The sequence below is a fragment of the Streptomyces sp. NPDC059679 genome (assembly GCF_042734105.1).
In the GTDB taxonomy this organism is placed as follows: domain Bacteria; phylum Actinomycetota; class Actinomycetes; order Streptomycetales; family Streptomycetaceae; genus Streptomyces.
Map to the genome: position 1 here is coordinate 138,797 of NZ_JBHWES010000021.1, position 18,940 is coordinate 157,736.

Below are 18,940 nucleotides of genomic sequence, written 5' to 3' on the forward strand. Positions count from 1 at the left end.
GGAACACGCGGTCCTGATGCCCCGCTTCGTATGTCGCGTCCCTGATGGATGGCTGGCGCCGTATGTCGATCTGTGGAAAGTTCATGCCCCCTATACAGTGCCGAGATGGTTTCGGAGCTGCAGCGACTTGTCGACGCGTTCGGTGCCCGCCTTGGTCGGTCGATCGCCATCGACGACACGCGACTCAAGCTGCTCGCGTACAACGCGCACACTGGCGACGTGGACGACGCCCGGATCGAATCGGTCATGCACCGTGGTGTGTCGACCGCGCTGGTCGCGCACGTCCGCGAGCAGGGCGCTGCCCAGGCTTCCGATGTCTTCACTCTTCCGCCGTGCCCCCAGATCGGCATCACGATGGAACGGGTCGGCATGCCGATCCGCTACGACGATGCCCTGCTCGGCTACGTATGGCTGATCGGCTCCGATGGCCCTATCGGCGACCGGGCCGTCGAGTTGCTGCGCGAGGCGGCTGCGCAAGCCGCCCTGGTCCTGCACCGCGGCTACCTTGGCATCGAAGTGACTCGCAGCCACGCCAGGGAGCTGGTCCGCGACCTGATCGCCCCGGACCAGGCACTCCGGACGGAGGCGGGTGCCGCGCTCGTCGAGGAGGAACACGCCGTGGCCGGCCCGGTCACCGTCCTGGTAGCCATGGTGGCGCGCGAAGAGGGCGAGCCTCTGGCTGAAGAACGCCGTCTGGCCCTGGAACTCGCCGTCGACCGCTGTCGACGACGGCTTCCCCCCTCGCACGGATTGGCCCTGACTCGTCCGGATCACGCGCTTCTGCTGACGATCTGGCCTGGGGCACGTTCCCAGGTCATCGAGCGCAATGCCGCCGAGCTTGCCGAGGTGCTGCGCGAAAAGCTGGTCGCAGAACTCGGCCTGGGACGGGCCGCCCTCTGCTGGGTAGGCATAGGCGGGCCACGCCCACGCCTCACGGAGGCCCACTCGTCCTACGAGGAAGCCCGCCGCGCTGCCGAGGTCGCCCGCACCACGGGCACCCTGGGTCAAGTGGTGGCTCATACACAGCTGGGCGTGTACGCGCTATTGGGCAAGCTCACCCCCGACGAGCTTGCCGAGGGCATCCACCCGGGGCTGCGCTCCCTGCTTTTGAACCCCGTGCACCGTGGGCTGGTTGAAACCCTGCGGGTGTATCTCGATCACGCCGGCGATGCCCAGGATGCCGCCACCGCCCTACATATCCACCGCTCCACACTCTACAAACGGCTGCATCGCGTTGAGCAGCTCACTGGACTGCAACTGGACGTCGGCGATGAGCGACTGGCCGCGCACCTCGGCCTGAAGATGGCAGAGTTGCACCCCGGCTTGCCGACATCGATGAAAGCGCCGGACGTGGTGTTCTGAGCACGGGCAGCAGCTAGGCAACGTTGCTACGGTTGCCGCAGAACCTGCGGCGTTCGCCGTGCCGTCACCCCCGTGACGTGTACGAGCCTGCCCAGTGCCGCAACGAGATGGTCAAGGCGCGCGGGATCCGCGCATACTACGGCGCTGACGACGAACGTGCCTGCGGGGCTGCGCCGGAAGCTCACCTCGTGGATGTCGGCGTTGCGGCTGTGCAAAGTCGCCATGATGCGCAGAAACGTTGACCGGTTACCCGGCACCAGGTCGGCCGAGACGATGTAGTGGTCCATGCAGGTGGGCTCCTTCAGCTGGGTGTGCTTTCTCGCCCGTCAGGCGGCTGATGCGCTGCCGGATGGCCGCGAGCGCGCCCGACCGGCCCCCGGCGGCCCGGACCGCGACCGGGGACAGGCGACACCCCCACCACACCGGTCGTTGACTCCAGCAGAGAAGAGAACTGCTGTTGACGCTTTCGGGGCGGCAACGGCGAGCAGGATCCGCCAGCTCGTCGAAGACGTCGCTGGTGACGCTGATGTGAGCTTCGCACAGTGCGTGGGGTTGCTCAGCTCCGGCTCGCCAGGTTTGCACAGGTGGTCGACCGCCGGGTACGAGCCATCCTCTTCGACGGGGAACCCGGCTCAGCGGCCGGCGTCAGCCGAGGACTGTGCCCGTGGATGGGGCCGGCCGACGTCGGCGTGAGAACGCACCGAGGTCGATGGTTTGGCCGGTGTGTTCGCAGGTGTGCGTGAGCGCACTCCGGTCGTGGTCGTGCCCGCCTTCGACACCGTGGATCAGGGTGGTCATGAGGCGGCCTACCAGAGGGGCGTTCTTGAACTGATTGCCGCTGGTGCCGATGGCTACGTAGAAGCCGGCAAGTTCGGTTCGGTCGTATACGGGGGTCCAGTCGTCGGTCACGTCGTATACGCCTGCCACACCACGAGGCTTGTTGGGAACGCGCAGGCCGGGCAGTCGGCGAGCCGCCCGCGTCACCTGCGTCCTGAACTGCGACACGGTCGGAGTGGGACTCCCGTCGTCCGGATCGTCGAGCCATTCCAGCGGGTCGCACTCGGGTTCCGTGCCGCCGACGAGCAGGAACTCCGCGCCCTCGGGCCGTATATACGTGCCGAGGTCCATATCGACCAGCACCGGTGCGTGCCCGTCGCCGCCGGCGTCGTGGTAGCCGGCGGGCGCCGCTACGTGGTGCACCTCCTGGCGAAGCGGCCGCAGACCGACGGTGAAGTCGCCGCCCACTTCAGCGAGCCGGTTCAGCTGTCCCGACCATGGGCCGGCCGAGTTGACGACCACCCCGGCGGACAGTTCGGTTCCATCCTTGAGGCGCACCCCGCGCACGCGTCCCCCGCGCCGCATCACCGCGGTGACCTCGGTCTTCCAGCGGAAGGTGGCTCCGTGCCGCTGGGCCGCCGTAGCAAGGTTGTGCGCGGCGAGTTGCGGGTCGTCGACAAAGCCTCCGTCGGGTGTGTGGAGAGCACCGAGCCGAGCGGACGCGTCGGCGAAGAACTCGTCGTCATCCACCGGGCGGGGCGGGAAATACCGGCCGGTGTCCAAGGCGGGCAACCGCTCGGACAGCTCTCGTGCACCCCATTCCTCGTACGGGACGCCGACGTTGTCGAAGTGTCGCGTGAACATGCCGCAGGGTGCGAAGTCCACGTCCAGCATGGTGACGCCGCAGCGGTTGAACGCTGCGAGGGGTTCACTGGCGGGTGCTTGGAGATGGTCGCGCCATGCTTCCCAGCAGTGACGGGACTCCCAAGCAGCTTTGACGCCCGCGATCGTGGGATAGGTGAAGCGGACCACGGCGCTCGAGGCGCTGGTGGAGCCGTTGCCTGCGCCGCCGAACTTGTCGACCACGACGACCCGCAGACCGCTCCGCACCAGTTCGAGAGCGATAGAGGATCCGATTGCCCCGGCCCCGACGACGACAGCGTCTGTGCTCTCCGCCATGTTCCAACCCACCTTCTCGTTGCCGGACCAGACGGTTCCGTTGGCGGCGCGGAGGGTCGCCGCTCCGCCCGTTGTCCGCACATTACTCAGCTCAGGGGCCATGTTCCGGCGACTGTTGTCGCCACTTTCTGTCGTCGTACCCAACAGTTGTCGCGGGCGTGTGCCCCGATGCTCAGCTGTCAGAACCCACCATGAGCCTGGCAGAGGCGGGAAAGGACTGGCTGGTGAGGTCGTATCCCGCGGCGACCTCGGATGGTTCGAGAGCCAAGCCGCGCGCTCCTCGGCGGTCGCCGTGAGGACATCCCCGCCATAGCCAGGGCCACAAAGGTGAGGTCAGCTCCGGACGCGACAGCTACGGGGCCGTGGCTGTTGCAGGCGTGCGCGAAGACCGACTCTGCCAGCAGGAAGATGTAGCCACCGTGCGCCATCCCAGGGTTGTTGATCATGCCCGCCGTCATGGTCATGTGGTTGTGCGCTGGCCTCACCCACGTCCAGCATGTCAATTCCGAGCAGTCGCGAAGCACGGTCCTCGTCGCACATACTGCCCCCCCCGCAGCTATGACGAGCAGCCCTCCCTTCGCGTAAACCGAACATTCGGTTAGCACGTGGAAAGGTGAAGCAACCAATGGTCGAGGCTGCTTGTCAGCGCGTTCGCAGACAGGGTCCGAGGGATCAGGTGAGGCGGCGGCAAGGGCCGAGGGCCTGCTTAAAGTTCCGGACGTGATCGTGGAACGGATCGGTCCTCTCTCATGCGCAGGATCAAGGTGACCGCGTCCTCCGAGCGGGTTCCGGGAGTCAGGACTTCCTGCAAGAGGAGGCCGCGAATCGCGGCAACGGTGACGGTGGCCACATCCCGCGCTTCCTTCGTGTCGAGCCCTTCGCGTTCCGCGAGTGAGGACAGCATCACGGTCAGGTCGCCGATCGACTCCACGAACTCACGGAAGTCCTCGGGGCCGTACGCGGCCAGTCCGACGACGTAGAAGAAGCCGCGGGCACGCGACAGCTGCTCTGGCCGGGTGTAAGTACGCCAGATCGCCACGACGAAATCGTCGAAGGTGCCCTGCTGGGCGGCCTCCAAAAGTGCCTCGTTGTCACGGGATCGCTGCGCCGTGAGCATGGCGGCCAAGACGCCCGAGAGTGATCCGAAGTGGTATCGCAACAGGGCGTGGCTGGTCTCGATCCGGGCGGCGATCTCACGGAGCGACATCTCCGGCGGGGGAAGGGCGTCACCGAAGGCGTCGAGAAGCCGTGCCAGGAGTCGCTCGCGCGCGCTGCCCTTGCGTTCCGAGGTTGACAGGATCACTCCCACAGTTTATCCATTGGAAAAGACAGATTGGCGGTTCCGTGTTGCTTCGCACATGGTCGCAGTCAGCTCGCAACGGCGGAGGATCGGCTATGGGACCTGCTCATGTAGTCGGCGCGGCGGTCATCGACGGATCAGGGCGCGATCCCAGCAACGTCGACATCACTATCGAGAACGGCCGCATCACCCGACTCGGGGCCTCCAGCGCGCACGGCGAGCGTCTCGATGCCGAGGGATTGACGATGACGCCCGGCCTGATCGACGCTCACGTCCACCTGGGCCTGTCGAGCCCGATCCAGCCGCACTTCTCGTTTCGGATAAGCGCCGCCGAGATCGCGGCGGACATCTTCGCCACGGCCGGCGCGGCGCTCGACGCCGGCTTCACCACCGTTCGCGACACCGGCGGGATCGACGGCGGTGTCGTCACCGCGATCGCGAAGGGCAAGGTCAGAGGGCCGCGCGTCCTGTCGTGCGGACCTGTTCAGTGCCAGATCGGTGGGCACGGCTACTACGGAGCCGAATGGGAACCCACCGAGCTGTGGAGCAGCCACCACATCGCGGGCCTGTGCGCCCTCTCCATGATGGCGGGCAACGCGGACGAGCTGCGGCACAACGTCCGCGAAGCCTTCCGTCGCGGAGCCTCCTTCCTGAAGCTCTGCGTGACCGGCGGAGTGGTGGGCGCACATGATCGACTGAGCGACACCCAGTTCACCGTCGAAGAGATCGCTGTCGCAGTTCAAGAAGCTGCGGCACGGAACACCTATGTGACAGTCCACGCCCACAACAGCGAGGGCATACGAAATGCGGTCGAGGCCGGGGTGCGCTGTGTCGAGCACGGCACCAGCCTCGACGAATCCACAGCGACCCTGATGGCCGCTCGCGAGGTTGCCCTCGTGCCCACGTTCGCTGTCGTCGAGCAACTGCTGCACGACACCGCCGGAGCCGGTCTCGCCGAGTCGACCCGCGACCGAGCCAAGGGCGTACGCGAGCAGATGACGCAGGCGCTCGCTGTCGCCAAGCACGCGGGAGTACGGATCGGGCTGGGTTCCGATCTCATCGGTCCGGCCCAGGACCGTCGCGGCAAAGAACTCAGCCTGCGCGCAGCCCTCGAGACGCCGATGGAAGCGCTCGTGGCGGCGACCCGGACCAACGCCGAGATCCTCGGCCTGTCCGGCCAGGTGGGTGTCATCACTCCCGGCGCGCAGGCAGACCTCGTTCTGTGGAACGGCAACCCGCTCGAAGACCCAGAACTGTTCTCCGACCCCACCAACGCCGTCCTCGTGATCCAGGCCGGCCGAATCGTAAAGGACCTCAGATGAGCACCATGTGGCAGGGCTGCCTCCCCCACACCGACTACTTCGAGATGCGCTCCAGCAGTGGGCACGACTACGGCGTCTGGGTCACCACGCCACCGGGCTACGACCCTGCCGCGGCGCAAGCGCCTGTGGTGTACGTGCTCGACGGCAACTGGGCCGTGGGCATGACCGCCCCACTCATCGTCACGCAACTGGACCCCATGCAGTCGATTCAGCCCTACGTCCAAGTCAGCGTGGGTTACGCAGGCGAGGAAGCAGAGCACTGGGACCGGTTGCGCAACCGCGACCTCGTGCCCCCCGGCGAACCCATCGCGAAGGAGTACATCGATGCGGTGGAGATGGGGGTCGAAACGGGCAGGATGACTCGCGAGCAAGCCGACGCCTACCTCGCTGAATTGAGCGACAGCCGCGGGGACATGTTCCTGAACTTCCTTACCGACGACCTGCACCCGCGGATCGAACGCGACTACGGCACAGCCCCGAGCGGTCACGGCCTCTTCGGCTATTCCTACGGCGGACTCTTCAGCCTCTACGCCTGGCTCACCAAGAGCACCTTCTTCGAGAGCATCGGCGCGGGCAGCCCCGGCATTGTCAATGCAGACAGTCAGGTCTTCGCTCGTCTTCAAGCAATGGGTGACACCCTGCCCGCCACCAAGCTTCACGTGACCTTCAACGACCGAGAGATCCTCGGGGACCTGGCGGTCTACCAGAATCTCACGAAGAACACGGCCACGTTCCTTCACCGCCTCACCTCACGCAGCGGATCCGTCACCAGCGCACTCATGCACGAAACGCACGTGACTGGGCTGCAGGCATCGTTCCTCAGCTACCTCAGGACCTGCCGTGCCCAGTAAGCCCGGACGCCGCGGCTCTGCCTGACCGCCGCGCTGGGCGGCGGCGCTCCTGGCCAGTGCCGCCGCCCCGAGTGCCTGGCACCACTCGCCGCACCCGACCGGTACGCATTTCGAGCCCGAGCCGGTCGCGCCGGGACGCGCGCCACCCAGGGGGAGGAACGGAACGGAGCAAGAGGCGCTGCAAGACTTCCCTCGGTCTTTCGTGCATATCGTCCACGAACCGGCTGCCCGGCGGCGTTGTGCCAACTGTGTTGCATTCATATGTGAGTCAACTTCTCTGGAGGTGTGCGGGTGGCCGAGCGGGACTTCGTCAGCACGACACCCCCTGCCGTGGGTATCGCCGAAGTACTCAGGCGACGGCTGCGCGCTGGCCGGGTGGTGACTGATCCGGACATCGTCGCCGGTCTCTCCCACGACCAGGCGGTGTGGGCGCCTGTTGGCCGAGCGGTGGCCGTCGTGCGCGCCAAGAACACCGACGAGGTCCGGACCGTGGTTCGTGCGTGCCTGGAGCAAGGAGTCCCGTTGGTTGCACGCGGCGCCGGTACTGGATTGTCGGGGGGCGCCAATGCCGTCGAAGGCGGCGTGATCCTCGCGCTGGACGGCATGGATCGGGTGCTGGAGGTCGACGAGCTGGAGCGCCTCGCCGTCGTGCAGCCCGGTGTGGTCAACGACGACCTGCGCGCCCATGTAGCGGCGCTCGGCCTGTGGTACCCGCCTGACCCCGCTAGTTCGCCCTGGTCGACCATTGGAGGAAATGTCGCGACGAACGCTGGCGGAGTGTGCTGCGTCAAGTACGGCGTCACTCGCGACTATGTCCTCGGTTTGGAGGTCGTGACCGGCACGGGCGAGGTGGTCCGGCTCGGGCGCCGTACGTCGAAGGGCGTTGCCGGCTATGACCTTGTGGGCCTCATGGTGGGTGCCGAGGGCACTCTTGGTGTCGTCACCGAGATCACGGTCCGGCTGCGACGCCTGCCTCCGGTCGGCGTGACCGCCGTCGGCTACTTCGACAGCGTCGGGCAGGCCGGTGACGCGGTGCGTGCGACGGCTGCCGCCGGGCTGCGGCCGGCCGCGCTGGAACTCGTCGACCGGCACTGTCTGCGCGCGGTCGATGCCTGGAAGAACATGGGGCTCTCCGCCGAGGCGGACGTGGTCCTCCTGGCCCGTTTCGACGATGATGGCCGCGCCGCCGAGGAGGGCGCCCGCCGGATGGTCGACTGCTTCCGCGGGGCTGGCTCTACTTGGGCGGACCGGTCGGAGACAGAGGAAGAGGCCGAGATGCTCTTCGCGGCCCGCCGGCTGGCCTTCCCCGCGCTCGAGCGGCTGGGGCCGGTACTCACGGAGGACGTCTGTGTGCCCATCGGGGGGGTGGCGGAGATGCTGGCTCGCATCGACCGGACCGCGGAGAGGCACCGGATCACCATCGCTAACATCGCGCACGTCGGCGACGGCAACTTGCATCCGCTGCTTGTGACGGAACACGGTGACGCGGCGGCTCAGGTCCGGGCCCGCGCGGCGTTCGACGACATCATCGCGGACGCCCTTGAATTGGGTGGGACGGTGACTGGTGAGCACGGTGTGGGACTGCTCAAGCGGCCCGGCCTCACCCGTGAACTCGGCCCGGCCGTCCTGGAGATGCATCGCGCGGTGAAGCGTGCTCTTGACCCGGCCGGGATTCTCAACCCTGGCAAAGTTTTCGGGCCGGCATGACCCTGCGCTTGCCGGAAATCACATCCTGACAGGTCATGCGGCATGTCGGTACTCGTGGAGGATGCCGCTGATGCGCTCGCGCCGTCGTATATCGAGGCTGGCGATCTGGGCCGGGTCGGTGATCGGCGCGGGTAACGGGTGCAGCGGGCGGTCGTTCGCGATGCCCTGGTGCCGGCGATGAATGTTGTAGAACTGCTCGAGAATGGCGTCGAAGAGGGCGGGGAACCTCCCGTCCCTGTCCCGGATCAGGAACCGCATCCGGCAGCCCGCGTCCTCGAGGTCCATGACCAGGTTCTTGGCCACCTGCCCGACCCATGGAGCGGTCGGGTGCGCGGTCGCACCCAGGATCCGGATGCGTCGGCTGGCGTGTTCGATCACCGCCAACACGTACAGTCGGGCCCCGGACAAGGTGACCGTTTCCAGGAAGTCGCAGGCCAGCAGGGCATCAGCCTGGGAGCGGAGGAAGCCGGCCCACGTGCTGCAGGCTCGCCCGGGCGCCGGGTCGATCCCGGCCTCCTTCAGCATCTCCCAGACCGTGGATGCGGCGACCTTCACTCCCAGGACGAGCAGTTCGCCGTGCACTCTCCTGTAGCCCCAACTGGGATTCTCCCTCGCCAAGCGCAGCACCAGGATCCTGACGGAGCGCACGGTGCGCGGCCTACCCGGGCGCCTGGGCCGGGAGACGGCCGCGTGGCGGCGTGCCGCCAGGCTGCGGTGCCAGCGCAGCACCGTGTCGGGTCGGACCACCAGGCGCAGTCTACGCAGCACGTCCCGTGGCAGCCGGTGCAGCAGAGCGGTCAGGATCGCCCGGTCGCCCGGAGTGAACCGCACCCTCTCCTTGCCGAGTTGCCGCTCCAGCACCATGAGCTGATGGCGCAGAGCAAGGATCTCTGCATCCTTGTGGTGATCGCTCATCGGTAGCAGGCGCAGCAAGGCGAACGCGTTGGTCACAGCCAGGTAGCCCAGTCGCAGCAGCACGGTCGACCATCATGCCGCGGCGATCGAAACAGCTGCGCGAGGGCACGGTTCGAGCGACCTCAGACGAGGTTCCTACATCTCCACACCGCCTCTCACCAAGGCGGATGGGTTTTCCGGCAGGCGCAGGGTTGGCCCTGGTTGAGGGCTACCAGCTGCTCTTGGTCACGCCGGGGAGTTCGCCCGCGTGGGCCATCTCGCGCAGCCGGATGCGGGACAGGCCGAAGGTACGCAGATGGCCGCGGGGGCGGCCGTCGATGGAGTCGCGGTTGCGCACCCGGGTGGCGCTGGCGTCGCGTGGCTGGCGGCGCAGTTCCCGCTGGGCGGCGGTGCGTTCCTCGTCGGGGCTGTTGGGGGCGGCGATGATCGCCTTCAACTCGGCGCGGCGCTCAGCGTAGCGGGCGACGATCGCGCGGCGCCGCTCATTCTTGGCGACCTTGCTCTTCTTTGCCATCAGACCTTTCCTCCCTTGGTGCGGATACGGGCCACGGCGGCCTCGACGCCGATCACGTCGACGGTCTTGATGCCCTTGACGCTCAGGGTGAGCCGGATGTGGCGGCCCTCGCTCGGCAGCCAGTAGCGCTTGCGCTGGATGTTGGGGTCGAACCGGCGCTTGGTGCGGCGGTGTGAGTGGGAGACGTGGTTGCCGAAGCCGGGTTGCCGGCCGGTGAGTTGGCAGTGTGTGGACATGGTGTCCCTCTCGCTCCGATGGGTGCTGATGGCGGCACCCTAGCCATTTTTGAAAATGAAAACCAACTCCATATATGCTGTCGAGCATGGCACGGAACGAACTACGCCCGATCGTCAAGCTGAGGTCCACCGCCGGCACCGGCTACACGTATGTGACCCGCAAGAACCGCCGCAACGACCCCGACCGGATGACCCTGCGCAAGTACGACCCGGTCGTCGGCCGCCACGTCGACTTCCGCGAGGAGCGCTGACCGCCATGAAGCCCGGTATCCATCCCGAGTACCGGCCGGTCGTCTTCCGCGACCGGGCCGCCGACTTCGCCTTCCTCACCCGCTCCACGGCCACCAGCGACAAGACCGTCGAGTGGGAGGACGGCAGTACCTACCCGGTCATCGACGTCGAGATCTCCTCGGCGAGCCACCCCTTCTACACCGGCAACCAGCGGGTCGTGGACACCGCGGGCCGTGTCGAGCGCTTCGAGCGGCGCTACGGGCGCGCACGGAGGGGCCGGTGAACGGGGACGAGCCTCGGCTGGCCGTCGCGATCGTGGGCGGGCTGCACGTCGACGCCCGGCGCGCCGCCGTCGAAGAGGTCCTGCGCACGGTGCCCGGCTCCATCGCGCTGCACCACGACTTGTCGGCCACCGCCGACGGCGCCGTGCGCCGCTCCGTACGCGATGCCTCGGGGCCGCTCAGCAGTGGCGAGGCGCCGCTGGTGAACGACTGCGCGTGCTGCGCGCTCCGTGAGGACATGGTCCCCGAGCTGTTGCGGCTGGCCGCGGGCGGCGGCCACCGGCTGGCCGTCGTCGAGCTGTGGGACTCGGTGGAACCCCAGGCCATGGCCGCCGTCATCGCGGCCGAGGGCGCGCCGCTGGAGCTGACCGGGGTGGCCACCGCGATCGATCCGGCCTTGACGGTGCCGTACCTGTCCAACGGCGACGACCTGGCCGAGGTGGGCCTGGCCGCCGCCCCGACCGATGAACGCACCGTCGCCGACACCTTCGCCCGGCAGCTGGAGTACCCCACGGTGATCGCCGTCGTCGAGGACGAGACGTCCGAGGAGCCCGCGGACGATGGCGACCACGCCCTGCTCGCACAACTCACCCCGGGCGCGCGGAAGGTGCGCATCGGCGACGGAGACATGGGGCCCGCCCTGCTGGCCGGGTTCGATGTGGAGGCAGCGGCCGCCCGGCAGCATCCGGCGTGCGCGCTGCTGCCACAGGAGCGCGACGACCACGGCGTGAGCACCCTCGTCTGGCGGCGCGACCGCCCCTTCCACCCGGGGCGGCTCTACGAGGCGCTGGAGCACCTCAGCTGCGCCGCGGCCCGCAGCCGGGGCCGCTTCTGGCTGGCGGACCGGGGCGACACGCTGCTGTCGTGGGATGCCGCGGGCGGCGCACTGTGTGTGGAATCGGCCGGGCCCTGGCTGGCCGCGCTGCCGGACGCCGCCTGGGAGATGGTGCCGGTCGAGCGCCGCGTCGCCGCGTCGCTGGACTGGCATCCCGAACACGGTGACCGCTGTCAGCACCTGACCTTCACCTCGCCCGCCCTCGACCGTGACAGGCTGCTGGCGCTACTCGACTCGTGTCTGCTCACCGATGCCGAGTACGCGGCGGGGCCGGACGCATGGCGAGAGCTGCCGCACGCCTTCGACGAACTGCTCGCTCCGGTCTCCTGAACACACCACACCCCTCCCCGCACGGAAAGGCCCCCTGTTATGCCCCGCCGCAGCACCACCGACCGGCGCACCTCCAAGCGCCCGCGCGTCAATCCGCTGGACGCCGCCGGCATCACCTACGTCGACTACAAGAACACCGATCTGCTGCGGAAGTTCATCTCCGACCGCGGCAAGATACGCAGCCGACGGGTCACTCATGTGACGCGGCAGCAGCAGCGCCAGATCTCCCGCGCCATAAAGAACGCGCGGGAGATGGCGCTGCAGCCCTACGGCTCGCGATAGCCATTCCGGTCGGCTGGGCGGTTTTTGGAGCGGATCCCTCGGCCGACGGCGGACTGTTCCATGGCGACCTCGGATGCGAGTTCGGTGACGGAGCGGGACGAGCGCCGCAGTGTGGTGAGGAGCAGCAGCCGGAACGGGATGGCCAGGGCCTGGAGGGTGGCGGCCACGGATGCCGCCGTGACGTCGTCGAGGCAGGCGGCCGCGAGGATGCCGCGGCCGCCCATGGCCGCATCGGCGTGCACGACCGGGCCCGCGTCCGCGTGCCCGTGTACGGGCTTCGCCGGGTGCGCAGATGAACTGCGGCTCGAGCGTGGCCGGCGGCTGGGCCAGGCCCGGACCGCCGACGGTCGCCCAGGGGAGGAGGTCGTCCACGTGGTTGTCGGCCTTGGTCCAGCCGATCCAGGTCGCCCGGCCGCACTTCGCAACGCGCAGCTGTGGGCTCGGCCGCGGGCGGGCTCCCAGCGGCATGGCGGTGGTTCTCCTTCGCCAGAGAGTTGGCAGTCGGCGCAGATGCCGGTGAGTTCGACGGTGTGCTCCACCGCGGCGAACCCGGCTGTCCGCACCAGTCCGCTCGGCCCACTGCTCCACCACCTCGGAGTCCACCGGCCGACTGCGGCCACAGCAGCGGCACATCAGGTAGCGGCGATGCCCGTCGGCGGGCCGCCGACGGTAAAGCCGCTCCCCGTCCCCATCCCGTACGGCATCGACACCACCGGTCGCCTCCAGATCCCGCAACGCGCCGAGACGAAGTCCTGACAATGCTTGGTGTCATGCCTGCCGCTCATCCGCCGCCGCTAAGGTGAGCGCCGTATGCCGCCGTGGCGAAGAGCCCAGTGGGGAGTCCTGATGGACAGCGATGTGGACATAGTGCCGCCGCGCGAACGCGGCCACGGCGACCGGGCGTCACCTCGGAGCCCCGAAGGGGCCGGAGGACTGCCGGCGGCCGCACGCGTTACCTCCCATGCGCTGATCGCGGGGCTCCCTGTGGTGGTGCTCGGTGTCGTCGCTGCGGTGCTCGGACCTCAGATCACCGCAGCGCTCGGTGATCGGGCGGTGGCGGCGTGGCGTACGGTGTTCACCGCGATCGTGATCCAGGGGGTGCCGTTTCTGCTGCTGGGCACGGTGGTGTCGGCCGCGATCAGCGCGTTCGTACCGGCGTGGGTCTTCACCCGGGTGCTCCCGCGCAACCCGGCGCTCGCGGTGCCGGTGGCGGGCGTCGCCGGGGCGGTGCTGCCGGGGTGTGAATGCGCGTCGGTTCCCGTGGCCGGCAGTCTGATGCGGCGCGGGGTGGCCCCGGCGGCGGCGCTGGCCTTTCTGCTGTCGGCGCCGGCCATCAACCCGATCGTGCTGGTCGCGACCTATGTGGCCTTCCCTGGTAATCCGCAGATGGTCGCGGCCCGCCTGATCGCCTCACTGTTCACCTCCGTCGTCATGGGGTGGCTGTGGATCCGGCTGGGGCGGGAGGAGTGGTTGCGGCTGCCCAAGGGGCCCACCGGGCACACTCCCGGCGCGAGCCGCGCGGAGGAGTTCCGGGTCTCGCTCCAGCACGACTTTCTGCACGCCGGAGGTTTTCTCGTGGTCGGCGCGGCGGCCGCTGCCACCTTCAACGTCGCGGTGCCGCACTCCGTACTGCGGCTCTTCTCCGACTCCCTGTGGCTTTCGCTGCCCATGCTGGGGCTGCTCGCGGTGCTCCTCGCGGTCTGCTCCGAGGCCGACGCCTTCGTCGCCGCCTCGCTCACCGGGTTCTCACCCACCGCTCGGCTCGCCTTCATGGTCGTCGGCCCCATGGTCGACCTGAAGCTCATCGCCCTCCAGTCGGGCACCTTCGGGCGCGCCTTCGCCCTGCGCTTCTCCTCGGTCACCTGGGTGGTGGCGGTGCTGAGCAGCGCACTGGTGGGGTGGTGGCTGCTGTGAAGCGCAACATTCAGGTGCTGCTGCTCCTCTTCCTCGGTGTCGGTCTGCTGCACATTTCCCTGTTGACGGACCTGTATCTGCGCTACGTCCGGCCGGGGCTCCGGCCCGCGCTCATCGCCTCCGGAGTGCTGCTCATCGTGCTCGGAGCGGTCAGTGCCGCCCGCGACGGTTTCCCGTTCAACCGTCCCCGTACACGCTACGGCCACGATCACGGCGACGGCCACGGGCATGGTCACGCAGGCGGTCCGAAGGTCGCCTGGCTGCTGTACGTACCGGCGCTGACCATCCTGTTCCTGGCGCCACCCGCCCTCGGCTCGTACACCGCCTCCCGCGACGACGCGACGGCCCCGAAAGCCCCCTCCTCGGGCGACAGCCTCTTCCCCGCCCTGCAGGACACCGGCGTGGTGCCGATGTCGCTGAACGACTTCAGCGCCCGCGCGGTCTGGGACACCAGCCGCACCCTGAAGGGCCACACCGTCCGGCTCACCGGATTCGTCACACCCGGACGCCACGGCACCTGGTACGTCAGCCGCCTCGTCATCAGCTGCTGCGCCGCCGACGCTCAGGTGCGCAAGGTGCGGGTGCACGGGGACGCGGCGCCGCCCGCCGACGCCTGGGTGAACGTCACCGGCACCTGGCACCCCACGGGAAAGATCGGCACGGACGACGCGAGCCCGGCTCTGGACGCCACCACCGTCACACGGGTCCCCGCCCCCAAGGATCCCTACAACGACGTGGTGGTCACGCGGCCGGGTCGCTGAGACCCGGCCGCGCATGCGGCGGCCCCAGTCCGTGGGCCTGGGGCTTCGCGGTCTCTGGGGTCGGGGTGTGGGGTGTGAGCAGGCGCGGTACTCGGGGCATTGGTCAAGTACCTGGGACCGCGTCAAAGTGAACTTCTCGTACGTCGAGCTGTCCTCGGTGCCGGGGCCCGGAACACAGCTACCCGGTGGGGCCGGCCAGTGCGGCCGGTCCGTGCCGGAAGTCCTGGTCGGCGCCTGCGCGGCCGAGGCCACCCAGGCGGTCGGATTTCTGCTGCTGCTCGTCCCGCTCGCCGCGCCCGTCAGAACCGCCCGCCCGTGCCACGCCCTGGCCCTGCCGGCCGGACTGGACGTGGCCGAGATCTGGGCCGGGCTGGGACTGAGCTACGCGGCGCCGCGGCTGCTGCCGAGCTTCGACATCCTGGCCGTCGCCACGGCCGTCTACTTCGCGGCGCTCCTCAGTGTGTGGCCCCGGAAGGGGGCCGCACACGCAACGACGAAGGAATGCGGAAACGTTGCGGGTGCCGAAAAATCAACCATGCAGGTGGGGGGCTTGATCAGTAATCTTCGGCTCTGCATGAGCTGGCCCAGGCGTCTTCTCCTGCCCAACGCACCGGCGGCATCATGATGTGCCGTGCTGCTGCGTCTGGCCTACCTCACCGCGACCAACGCCCTGGCGTTCCTACGCCTCCTGCCGATGAGCGACAGAGACAAGGACATCGAGATCCTCGTGCTCCGGCACCAGTTGCTGGTCCTGCAGCGTCAGGTCGGCAGGCCGAGCTTCATCGACAGCGACCGTGCCGTCCTGGCCGGCCTGCTCCACCGCCTCCCCAAAGACAGACTGCGGCGCCTTCTGCTCTTGGTCCGCCCCGAGACGGTGTTGCGCTGGCATCGCGAGCTGCTACGGCGCGCCATGCCGTGGCCTGCGTACCCAGGCGACGTGGACGCCCTCGCACCGTCCGGTCGATCCGCGCCCTGGTTCTTCGTCTGGCCAGGGAGAATGCCTCGTGGGGGTATCGCCGGATCCACGGCGAACTCGCAGCGCTGGGGATCAAGGTTGCCGCCTCCACGGTCTGGGAGATCCTCCGCGAGCACGGCATCCCACCCGCACCCGAACGGCAGAGCACCACCTGGGCGGACTTCTTCCGCAGCCAGGCCGAGGCTCGTCTCGCCTGCGATCTCTTCGAAGTCCGCACGCTGACCGGAGCACGCCCGTACGTCTTCGCCGTCATCGAGCACGCCACCAGGCGCATCCGGATCCTCGGCGCCACCGCACACCCCACCGCGGAGTGGATCGTGCAGCTCGGGCGCAACCTCCTCATGGACCTCGATGACGCAGACAGCAGGGTGAAGTTCCTGATCCGCGACCGCGACTCGAAGTTCGCAGCCGCCTTCGACGCCCTGATGACCGATGCCGGAGTGAAGGTTGTTACCACCGGCATTCGGATACCCCGGATGAACTCACTCATCGAGCGCTGGATACAGGCCTGCCGCACCGAACTCCTGGACCGGACCCTGATCTGGAACCAGAGCCACCTCCTCCACGCACTACGCGAGTACGAATCCCTCTACAACGAGCACCGCCCGCACAGAGCCCAGGAGCAAGCCGCCCCCTACCCACACCCATCACTCAACAAGCTCAACTCGCCCACCTGGAAGTCAGCCGACGAGACCGACTCGGCGGAACCCTCCACGAATACCAACGAGCGGTGTGAACTGCACGGATGATTTATCGGCACCCGCACACCGCACGCACGACGAGCAGAACGCCGCCATCGCCGCCGACATACGCTGGCACCACAACGCCCGCGCCGAGCCGAAGACTCGCATCGCATCTGAGTCACCCATCCGGCAGTGGACCGCATACCCGGCCAAGGCTGAGTGACAAAGGCCGGAGCAGCGATCTTGGCGTGGTGCACGTGGTGCACGTGGGGCCGACGGGCGGCCGCGGTCTGATCGACGGGGAACGCATCCGAAGGTCAGGTCACCAGGGCACGACCCCGTTGTCGTCGAAGAGCTGGCCGGTCGGACCGTCGTCCGGCAGGGTCGCCAGTCGGATGGCGATCGCCGCGCCCTGTTCGGGGGTCTGGGTCCCGCTGAATCCGTTGAGGTCGGTGGCCACGTAACCGGGGCAGGCGTTGTTGATCAGGATGTTGGTGCCGCTCAGCTCCTTGGCGTACTGGATGGTGACGGCGTTGAGGTAGGTCTTCGTCGGCGCGTAGGCCCCGCTGATCCCCCCGAGGTCGACGCCGGGCGTGGTCTGCAGTGTCAGGGAGCCGACGTGGCTGGACTGGTTGACGATCCGCGGGTGCGCCGAACGGCGCAGCAACGGCAGCATCGCGTTGGTGACCCTGATGACGCCGATGACGTTGGTCTCCACCAGTCGCCGCACGGTCTCGAGGTCGATGGTGGTGGGTTCCTCCGGCCAGCCGCCGGCAATGCCGGCGTTGTTGACCAGTACGTCGAGCCGTCCTGCACGCTCCTCGATCAGTTGGACTGCGGCGGTCACGCTCGCGCTGTCGGTCACGTCCAGGGGTACGCCGAACGCGTCGGCACCAGCCGCGCGCAACTTCGCCACGGCGTCCTCCCGGCGCTGCTCGTCCCGGGCGCCGACACCGACACTCCAGCCCCGCGCACCCAGCCCGGCCGCGATCTCATACCCGATTCCCTTGTTCGCGCCGGTGACCAGCGCGATCGTCTTCTCGCTCATGACAGCGAGCATGCCTGCGCCGCAGTCGGGCACCAACACCATCTCGGTAGTGCAGCAATACCCGAGCGATATCGATCAGCCGTCTGCCCGTCATTAGCCTGGGCTCATGGAAATACGCGAGCTGCGGTACTTCGTCGCCGTCGCCGAGGAACTGCACTTCGGCAAGGCTGCCCAGCGCCTGGGGATAGCCCAGCCGCCGCTGTCGCGCACGATCACCCAGCTCGAGCGGCGGCTCGGAATCGCACTGCTGGAACGCAACAGCCGCAAGGTCACGCTCACCGAGGCCGGAGCCGTGCTGCTGGCCGAAGGACGCGCGATCCTCAGCGCAGTGACCGCAGCTGAGCGGCGCACCCAACGGGCCGCGGCAGCACATCCCGGCCTCGTCCTCGCCGTCAAATCCGGCACCGTCGGCGAGCTGCTGACAAAGTTGCTCGACGCCTACGCGGCGGACCCCGGCGCAGCCACCGTGGATCTGCTGCTCTGCGAGGCGCATCAGCACCAGCAGCTGCTGCAGGACGGGCAAGCCGATGTGGCTCTGCTCCACCTGCCCTTCGACTCAGCAGTCGGGCTCGACACCGAAACCCTGTACACCGAGGGGCAGGTCGCGATCCTGCCGGCCTCACACCCGCTCGCCACCCGCTCCCAGGTCCGGATGGACGACGTCACCACACTGCCCAAGCTCCCGATGGCCCGCTGGCCCGGCCCCGGCGGCAGCTACCCAGAAGGACCTGGCGCAGAGGTACGGAACCTGACACAGCTCTTCCAGCTGATCGCGCTCGGCCGCACCACCGCGGTCATCCCCGAGTCAGCCGGCGCCGACCTGCGCCGAGACCTCGCCGCCGTGCCGGTCCTGGACGCTCCGCCCGTGACAACGGTGATCGCCTGGCCGCCCCACAGCCGCCTTCGTCCAGTTGCCGACCTCATCCGCGTTGCAACACGTCTCTGAACCCATCGCTGCTGGTCAGGCTACATGACTGTGCTCATTGATGAGGTTGTCGAGGATGTGCGTGCAGGGTGGGCGTGGCGGTGTGCTTGTGCCGGCGAAGACTGTGCTGAACGACTCGGTCTACTTGCTGTCCTTGTCGCGAGGGTCAGGTGTCGTGCTTGCCGCGTTGTCCTGTGCCGTTCAGAAATCCGTCGCGGCTGGTCAGGCCGCGTACTTGTACTCGTTGATCAGGCCGCTGAGGACGCGAGTCTGGAGTAGTCGTCGCGGAGTACTCGAGTCGGTCAAGGCTGCGAACTGTGCGCTTGCCGAATACCTCGTCCGTGCAGGTCACGCGGCATGTTTGTATGCGTGGAGGATGCCGCCAAGACGGTCGTGGCGTCGTATGTCGAGGTGGCTTACTGACTTCGGCGTATTAGGGTCCGTCCGGTCTGTCGAGAGTGAGGCCCGTCCCGGCGAGGAGTCCGCCGAGGATGCTGTGCCGGTACTGCAG

Annotated in this window: 20 protein-coding genes and 1 pseudogene; 13 read left to right on the forward strand and 8 right to left on the reverse strand. The window is 68.2% G+C overall.

What is annotated here, in order from left to right:
• Positions 1-105 precede the first annotated feature (105 nt).
• Entirely contained in the window at positions 106-1,362 is a 1,257-nt protein-coding gene (locus ACFV2X_RS23345) for a PucR family transcriptional regulator (protein ID WP_385619467.1), read from the forward strand.
• Positions 1,363-1,388: 26 nt separating this feature from the next.
• Here ACFV2X_RS23345 and ACFV2X_RS23350 read toward each other — a convergent pair whose 3' ends face one another.
• From ACFV2X_RS23350 to ACFV2X_RS23360, 3 genes are all read right to left on the reverse strand, one after another.
• Positions 1,389-1,649, reverse strand: a complete 261-nt coding sequence (locus ACFV2X_RS23350; protein ID WP_385619470.1) for a hypothetical protein — start codon at positions 1,647-1,649, stop codon at positions 1,389-1,391.
• Positions 1,650-2,007: 358 nt separating this feature from the next.
• Positions 2,008-3,318, reverse strand: coding sequence for an NAD(P)/FAD-dependent oxidoreductase (locus ACFV2X_RS23355; protein ID WP_385619472.1), 1,311 nt, complete (start codon positions 3,316-3,318; stop codon positions 2,008-2,010).
• Positions 3,319-4,024: 706 nt separating this feature from the next.
• Entirely contained in the window at positions 4,025-4,627 is a 603-nt protein-coding gene (locus tag ACFV2X_RS23360; RefSeq protein WP_385619474.1) for a TetR/AcrR family transcriptional regulator, read from the reverse strand.
• Between the two features lie 86 nt (positions 4,628-4,713).
• Between ACFV2X_RS23360 and ACFV2X_RS23365 the strand changes: the two genes are divergently transcribed.
• From ACFV2X_RS23365 to ACFV2X_RS23375, 3 genes are all read left to right on the forward strand, one after another.
• Positions 4,714-5,940, forward strand: a complete 1,227-nt coding sequence (locus ACFV2X_RS23365) for an amidohydrolase family protein (protein ID WP_385619476.1) — start codon at positions 4,714-4,716, stop codon at positions 5,938-5,940.
• Positions 5,937-6,791 carry an alpha/beta hydrolase gene (locus ACFV2X_RS23370; RefSeq protein ID WP_385619478.1) on the forward strand — a complete coding sequence of 285 codons (855 nt, stop codon included), beginning with the start codon at positions 5,937-5,939 and terminating at the stop codon, positions 6,789-6,791. Before ACFV2X_RS23365 ends, ACFV2X_RS23370 begins: the two co-directional genes overlap by 4 nt.
• 336 nt (positions 6,792-7,127) lie before the next feature.
• Positions 7,128-8,498, forward strand: a complete 1,371-nt coding sequence (locus ACFV2X_RS23375; protein WP_385619517.1) for an FAD-binding oxidoreductase — start codon at positions 7,128-7,130, stop codon at positions 8,496-8,498.
• Between the two features lie 33 nt (positions 8,499-8,531).
• Here the strand turns inward: ACFV2X_RS23375 and ACFV2X_RS23380 are convergent, their stop codons facing one another.
• From ACFV2X_RS23380 to rpmB, 3 genes are all read right to left on the reverse strand, one after another.
• Positions 8,532-9,476 (reverse strand): integrase, encoded by a 945-nt coding sequence (locus tag ACFV2X_RS23380; protein ID WP_385619481.1) that lies wholly within the window; start codon positions 9,474-9,476, stop codon positions 8,532-8,534.
• A 145-nt stretch (positions 9,477-9,621) separates the two neighbouring features.
• Complete coding sequence (gene rpsN, locus ACFV2X_RS23385) at positions 9,622-9,927, reverse strand: 30S ribosomal protein S14 (RefSeq protein WP_385619483.1); 306 nt, start codon at positions 9,925-9,927, stop codon at positions 9,622-9,624.
• Entirely contained in the window at positions 9,927-10,163 is a 237-nt protein-coding gene (gene rpmB / locus ACFV2X_RS23390; protein ID WP_385619485.1) for a 50S ribosomal protein L28, read from the reverse strand. Before rpmB ends, rpsN begins: the two co-directional genes overlap by 1 nt.
• 86 nt (positions 10,164-10,249) lie before the next feature.
• Between rpmB and rpmG the strand changes: the two genes are divergently transcribed.
• Genes rpmG through rpsR form a run of 4 tightly spaced genes read left to right on the forward strand, consistent with a single transcriptional unit; the run spans position 10,250 to position 12,122 of the window.
• Positions 10,250-10,414, forward strand: a complete 165-nt coding sequence (gene rpmG / locus ACFV2X_RS23395; protein WP_014174050.1) for a 50S ribosomal protein L33 — start codon at positions 10,250-10,252, stop codon at positions 10,412-10,414.
• 5 nt (positions 10,415-10,419) lie between these two features.
• Positions 10,420-10,677, forward strand: a complete 258-nt coding sequence (locus ACFV2X_RS23400) for a type B 50S ribosomal protein L31 (RefSeq protein WP_385619487.1) — start codon at positions 10,420-10,422, stop codon at positions 10,675-10,677.
• Positions 10,674-11,840 carry a GTP-binding protein gene (locus ACFV2X_RS23405; protein ID WP_385619489.1) on the forward strand — a complete coding sequence of 389 codons (1,167 nt, stop codon included), beginning with the start codon at positions 10,674-10,676 and terminating at the stop codon, positions 11,838-11,840. The genes ACFV2X_RS23400 and ACFV2X_RS23405 overlap by 4 nt, the downstream gene beginning before the upstream one ends.
• Before the next feature lie 39 nt (positions 11,841-11,879).
• Positions 11,880-12,122 carry a 30S ribosomal protein S18 gene (rpsR, locus tag ACFV2X_RS23410; protein WP_385619491.1) on the forward strand — a complete coding sequence of 81 codons (243 nt, stop codon included), beginning with the start codon at positions 11,880-11,882 and terminating at the stop codon, positions 12,120-12,122.
• Here rpsR and ACFV2X_RS23415 read toward each other — a convergent pair.
• Positions 12,107-12,364, reverse strand: coding sequence for a hypothetical protein (locus ACFV2X_RS23415; RefSeq protein WP_385619493.1), 258 nt, complete (start codon positions 12,362-12,364; stop codon positions 12,107-12,109). The genes rpsR and ACFV2X_RS23415 overlap by 16 nt on opposite strands.
• Positions 12,365-12,968: 604 nt before the next feature.
• On the opposite strand from ACFV2X_RS23415, the gene ACFV2X_RS23420 reads away from it, so the two are divergent.
• From ACFV2X_RS23420 to ACFV2X_RS23435, 4 genes and pseudogenes are all read left to right on the forward strand, one after another.
• Positions 12,969-14,036 carry a permease gene (locus ACFV2X_RS23420; protein ID WP_385619494.1) on the forward strand — a complete coding sequence of 356 codons (1,068 nt, stop codon included), beginning with the start codon at positions 12,969-12,971 and terminating at the stop codon, positions 14,034-14,036.
• On the forward strand, positions 14,033-14,797 hold the full coding sequence (locus ACFV2X_RS23425) for a TIGR03943 family putative permease subunit (protein ID WP_385619497.1): 765 nt from the start codon (positions 14,033-14,035) through the stop codon (positions 14,795-14,797). Before ACFV2X_RS23420 ends, ACFV2X_RS23425 begins: the two co-directional genes overlap by 4 nt.
• 211 nt (positions 14,798-15,008) lie before the next feature.
• A complete protein-coding gene (locus ACFV2X_RS23430) occupies positions 15,009-15,422 on the forward strand; it encodes a hypothetical protein (protein WP_385619499.1) in 414 nt (137 codons plus the stop codon).
• Between the two features lie 6 nt (positions 15,423-15,428).
• Positions 15,429-16,509, forward strand: a pseudogene (locus ACFV2X_RS23435) (integrase core domain-containing protein).
• 269 nt (positions 16,510-16,778) lie between these two features.
• Here ACFV2X_RS23435 and ACFV2X_RS23440 read toward each other — a convergent pair.
• Entirely contained in the window at positions 16,779-17,516 is a 738-nt protein-coding gene (locus ACFV2X_RS23440; RefSeq protein WP_385619519.1) for an SDR family oxidoreductase, read from the reverse strand.
• A 94-nt stretch (positions 17,517-17,610) separates the two neighbouring features.
• On the opposite strand from ACFV2X_RS23440, the gene ACFV2X_RS23445 reads away from it, so the two are divergent.
• On the forward strand, positions 17,611-18,450 hold the full coding sequence (locus ACFV2X_RS23445) for a LysR family transcriptional regulator (RefSeq protein ID WP_385619502.1): 840 nt from the start codon (positions 17,611-17,613) through the stop codon (positions 18,448-18,450).
• Positions 18,451-18,940: the final 490 nt, after the last annotated feature.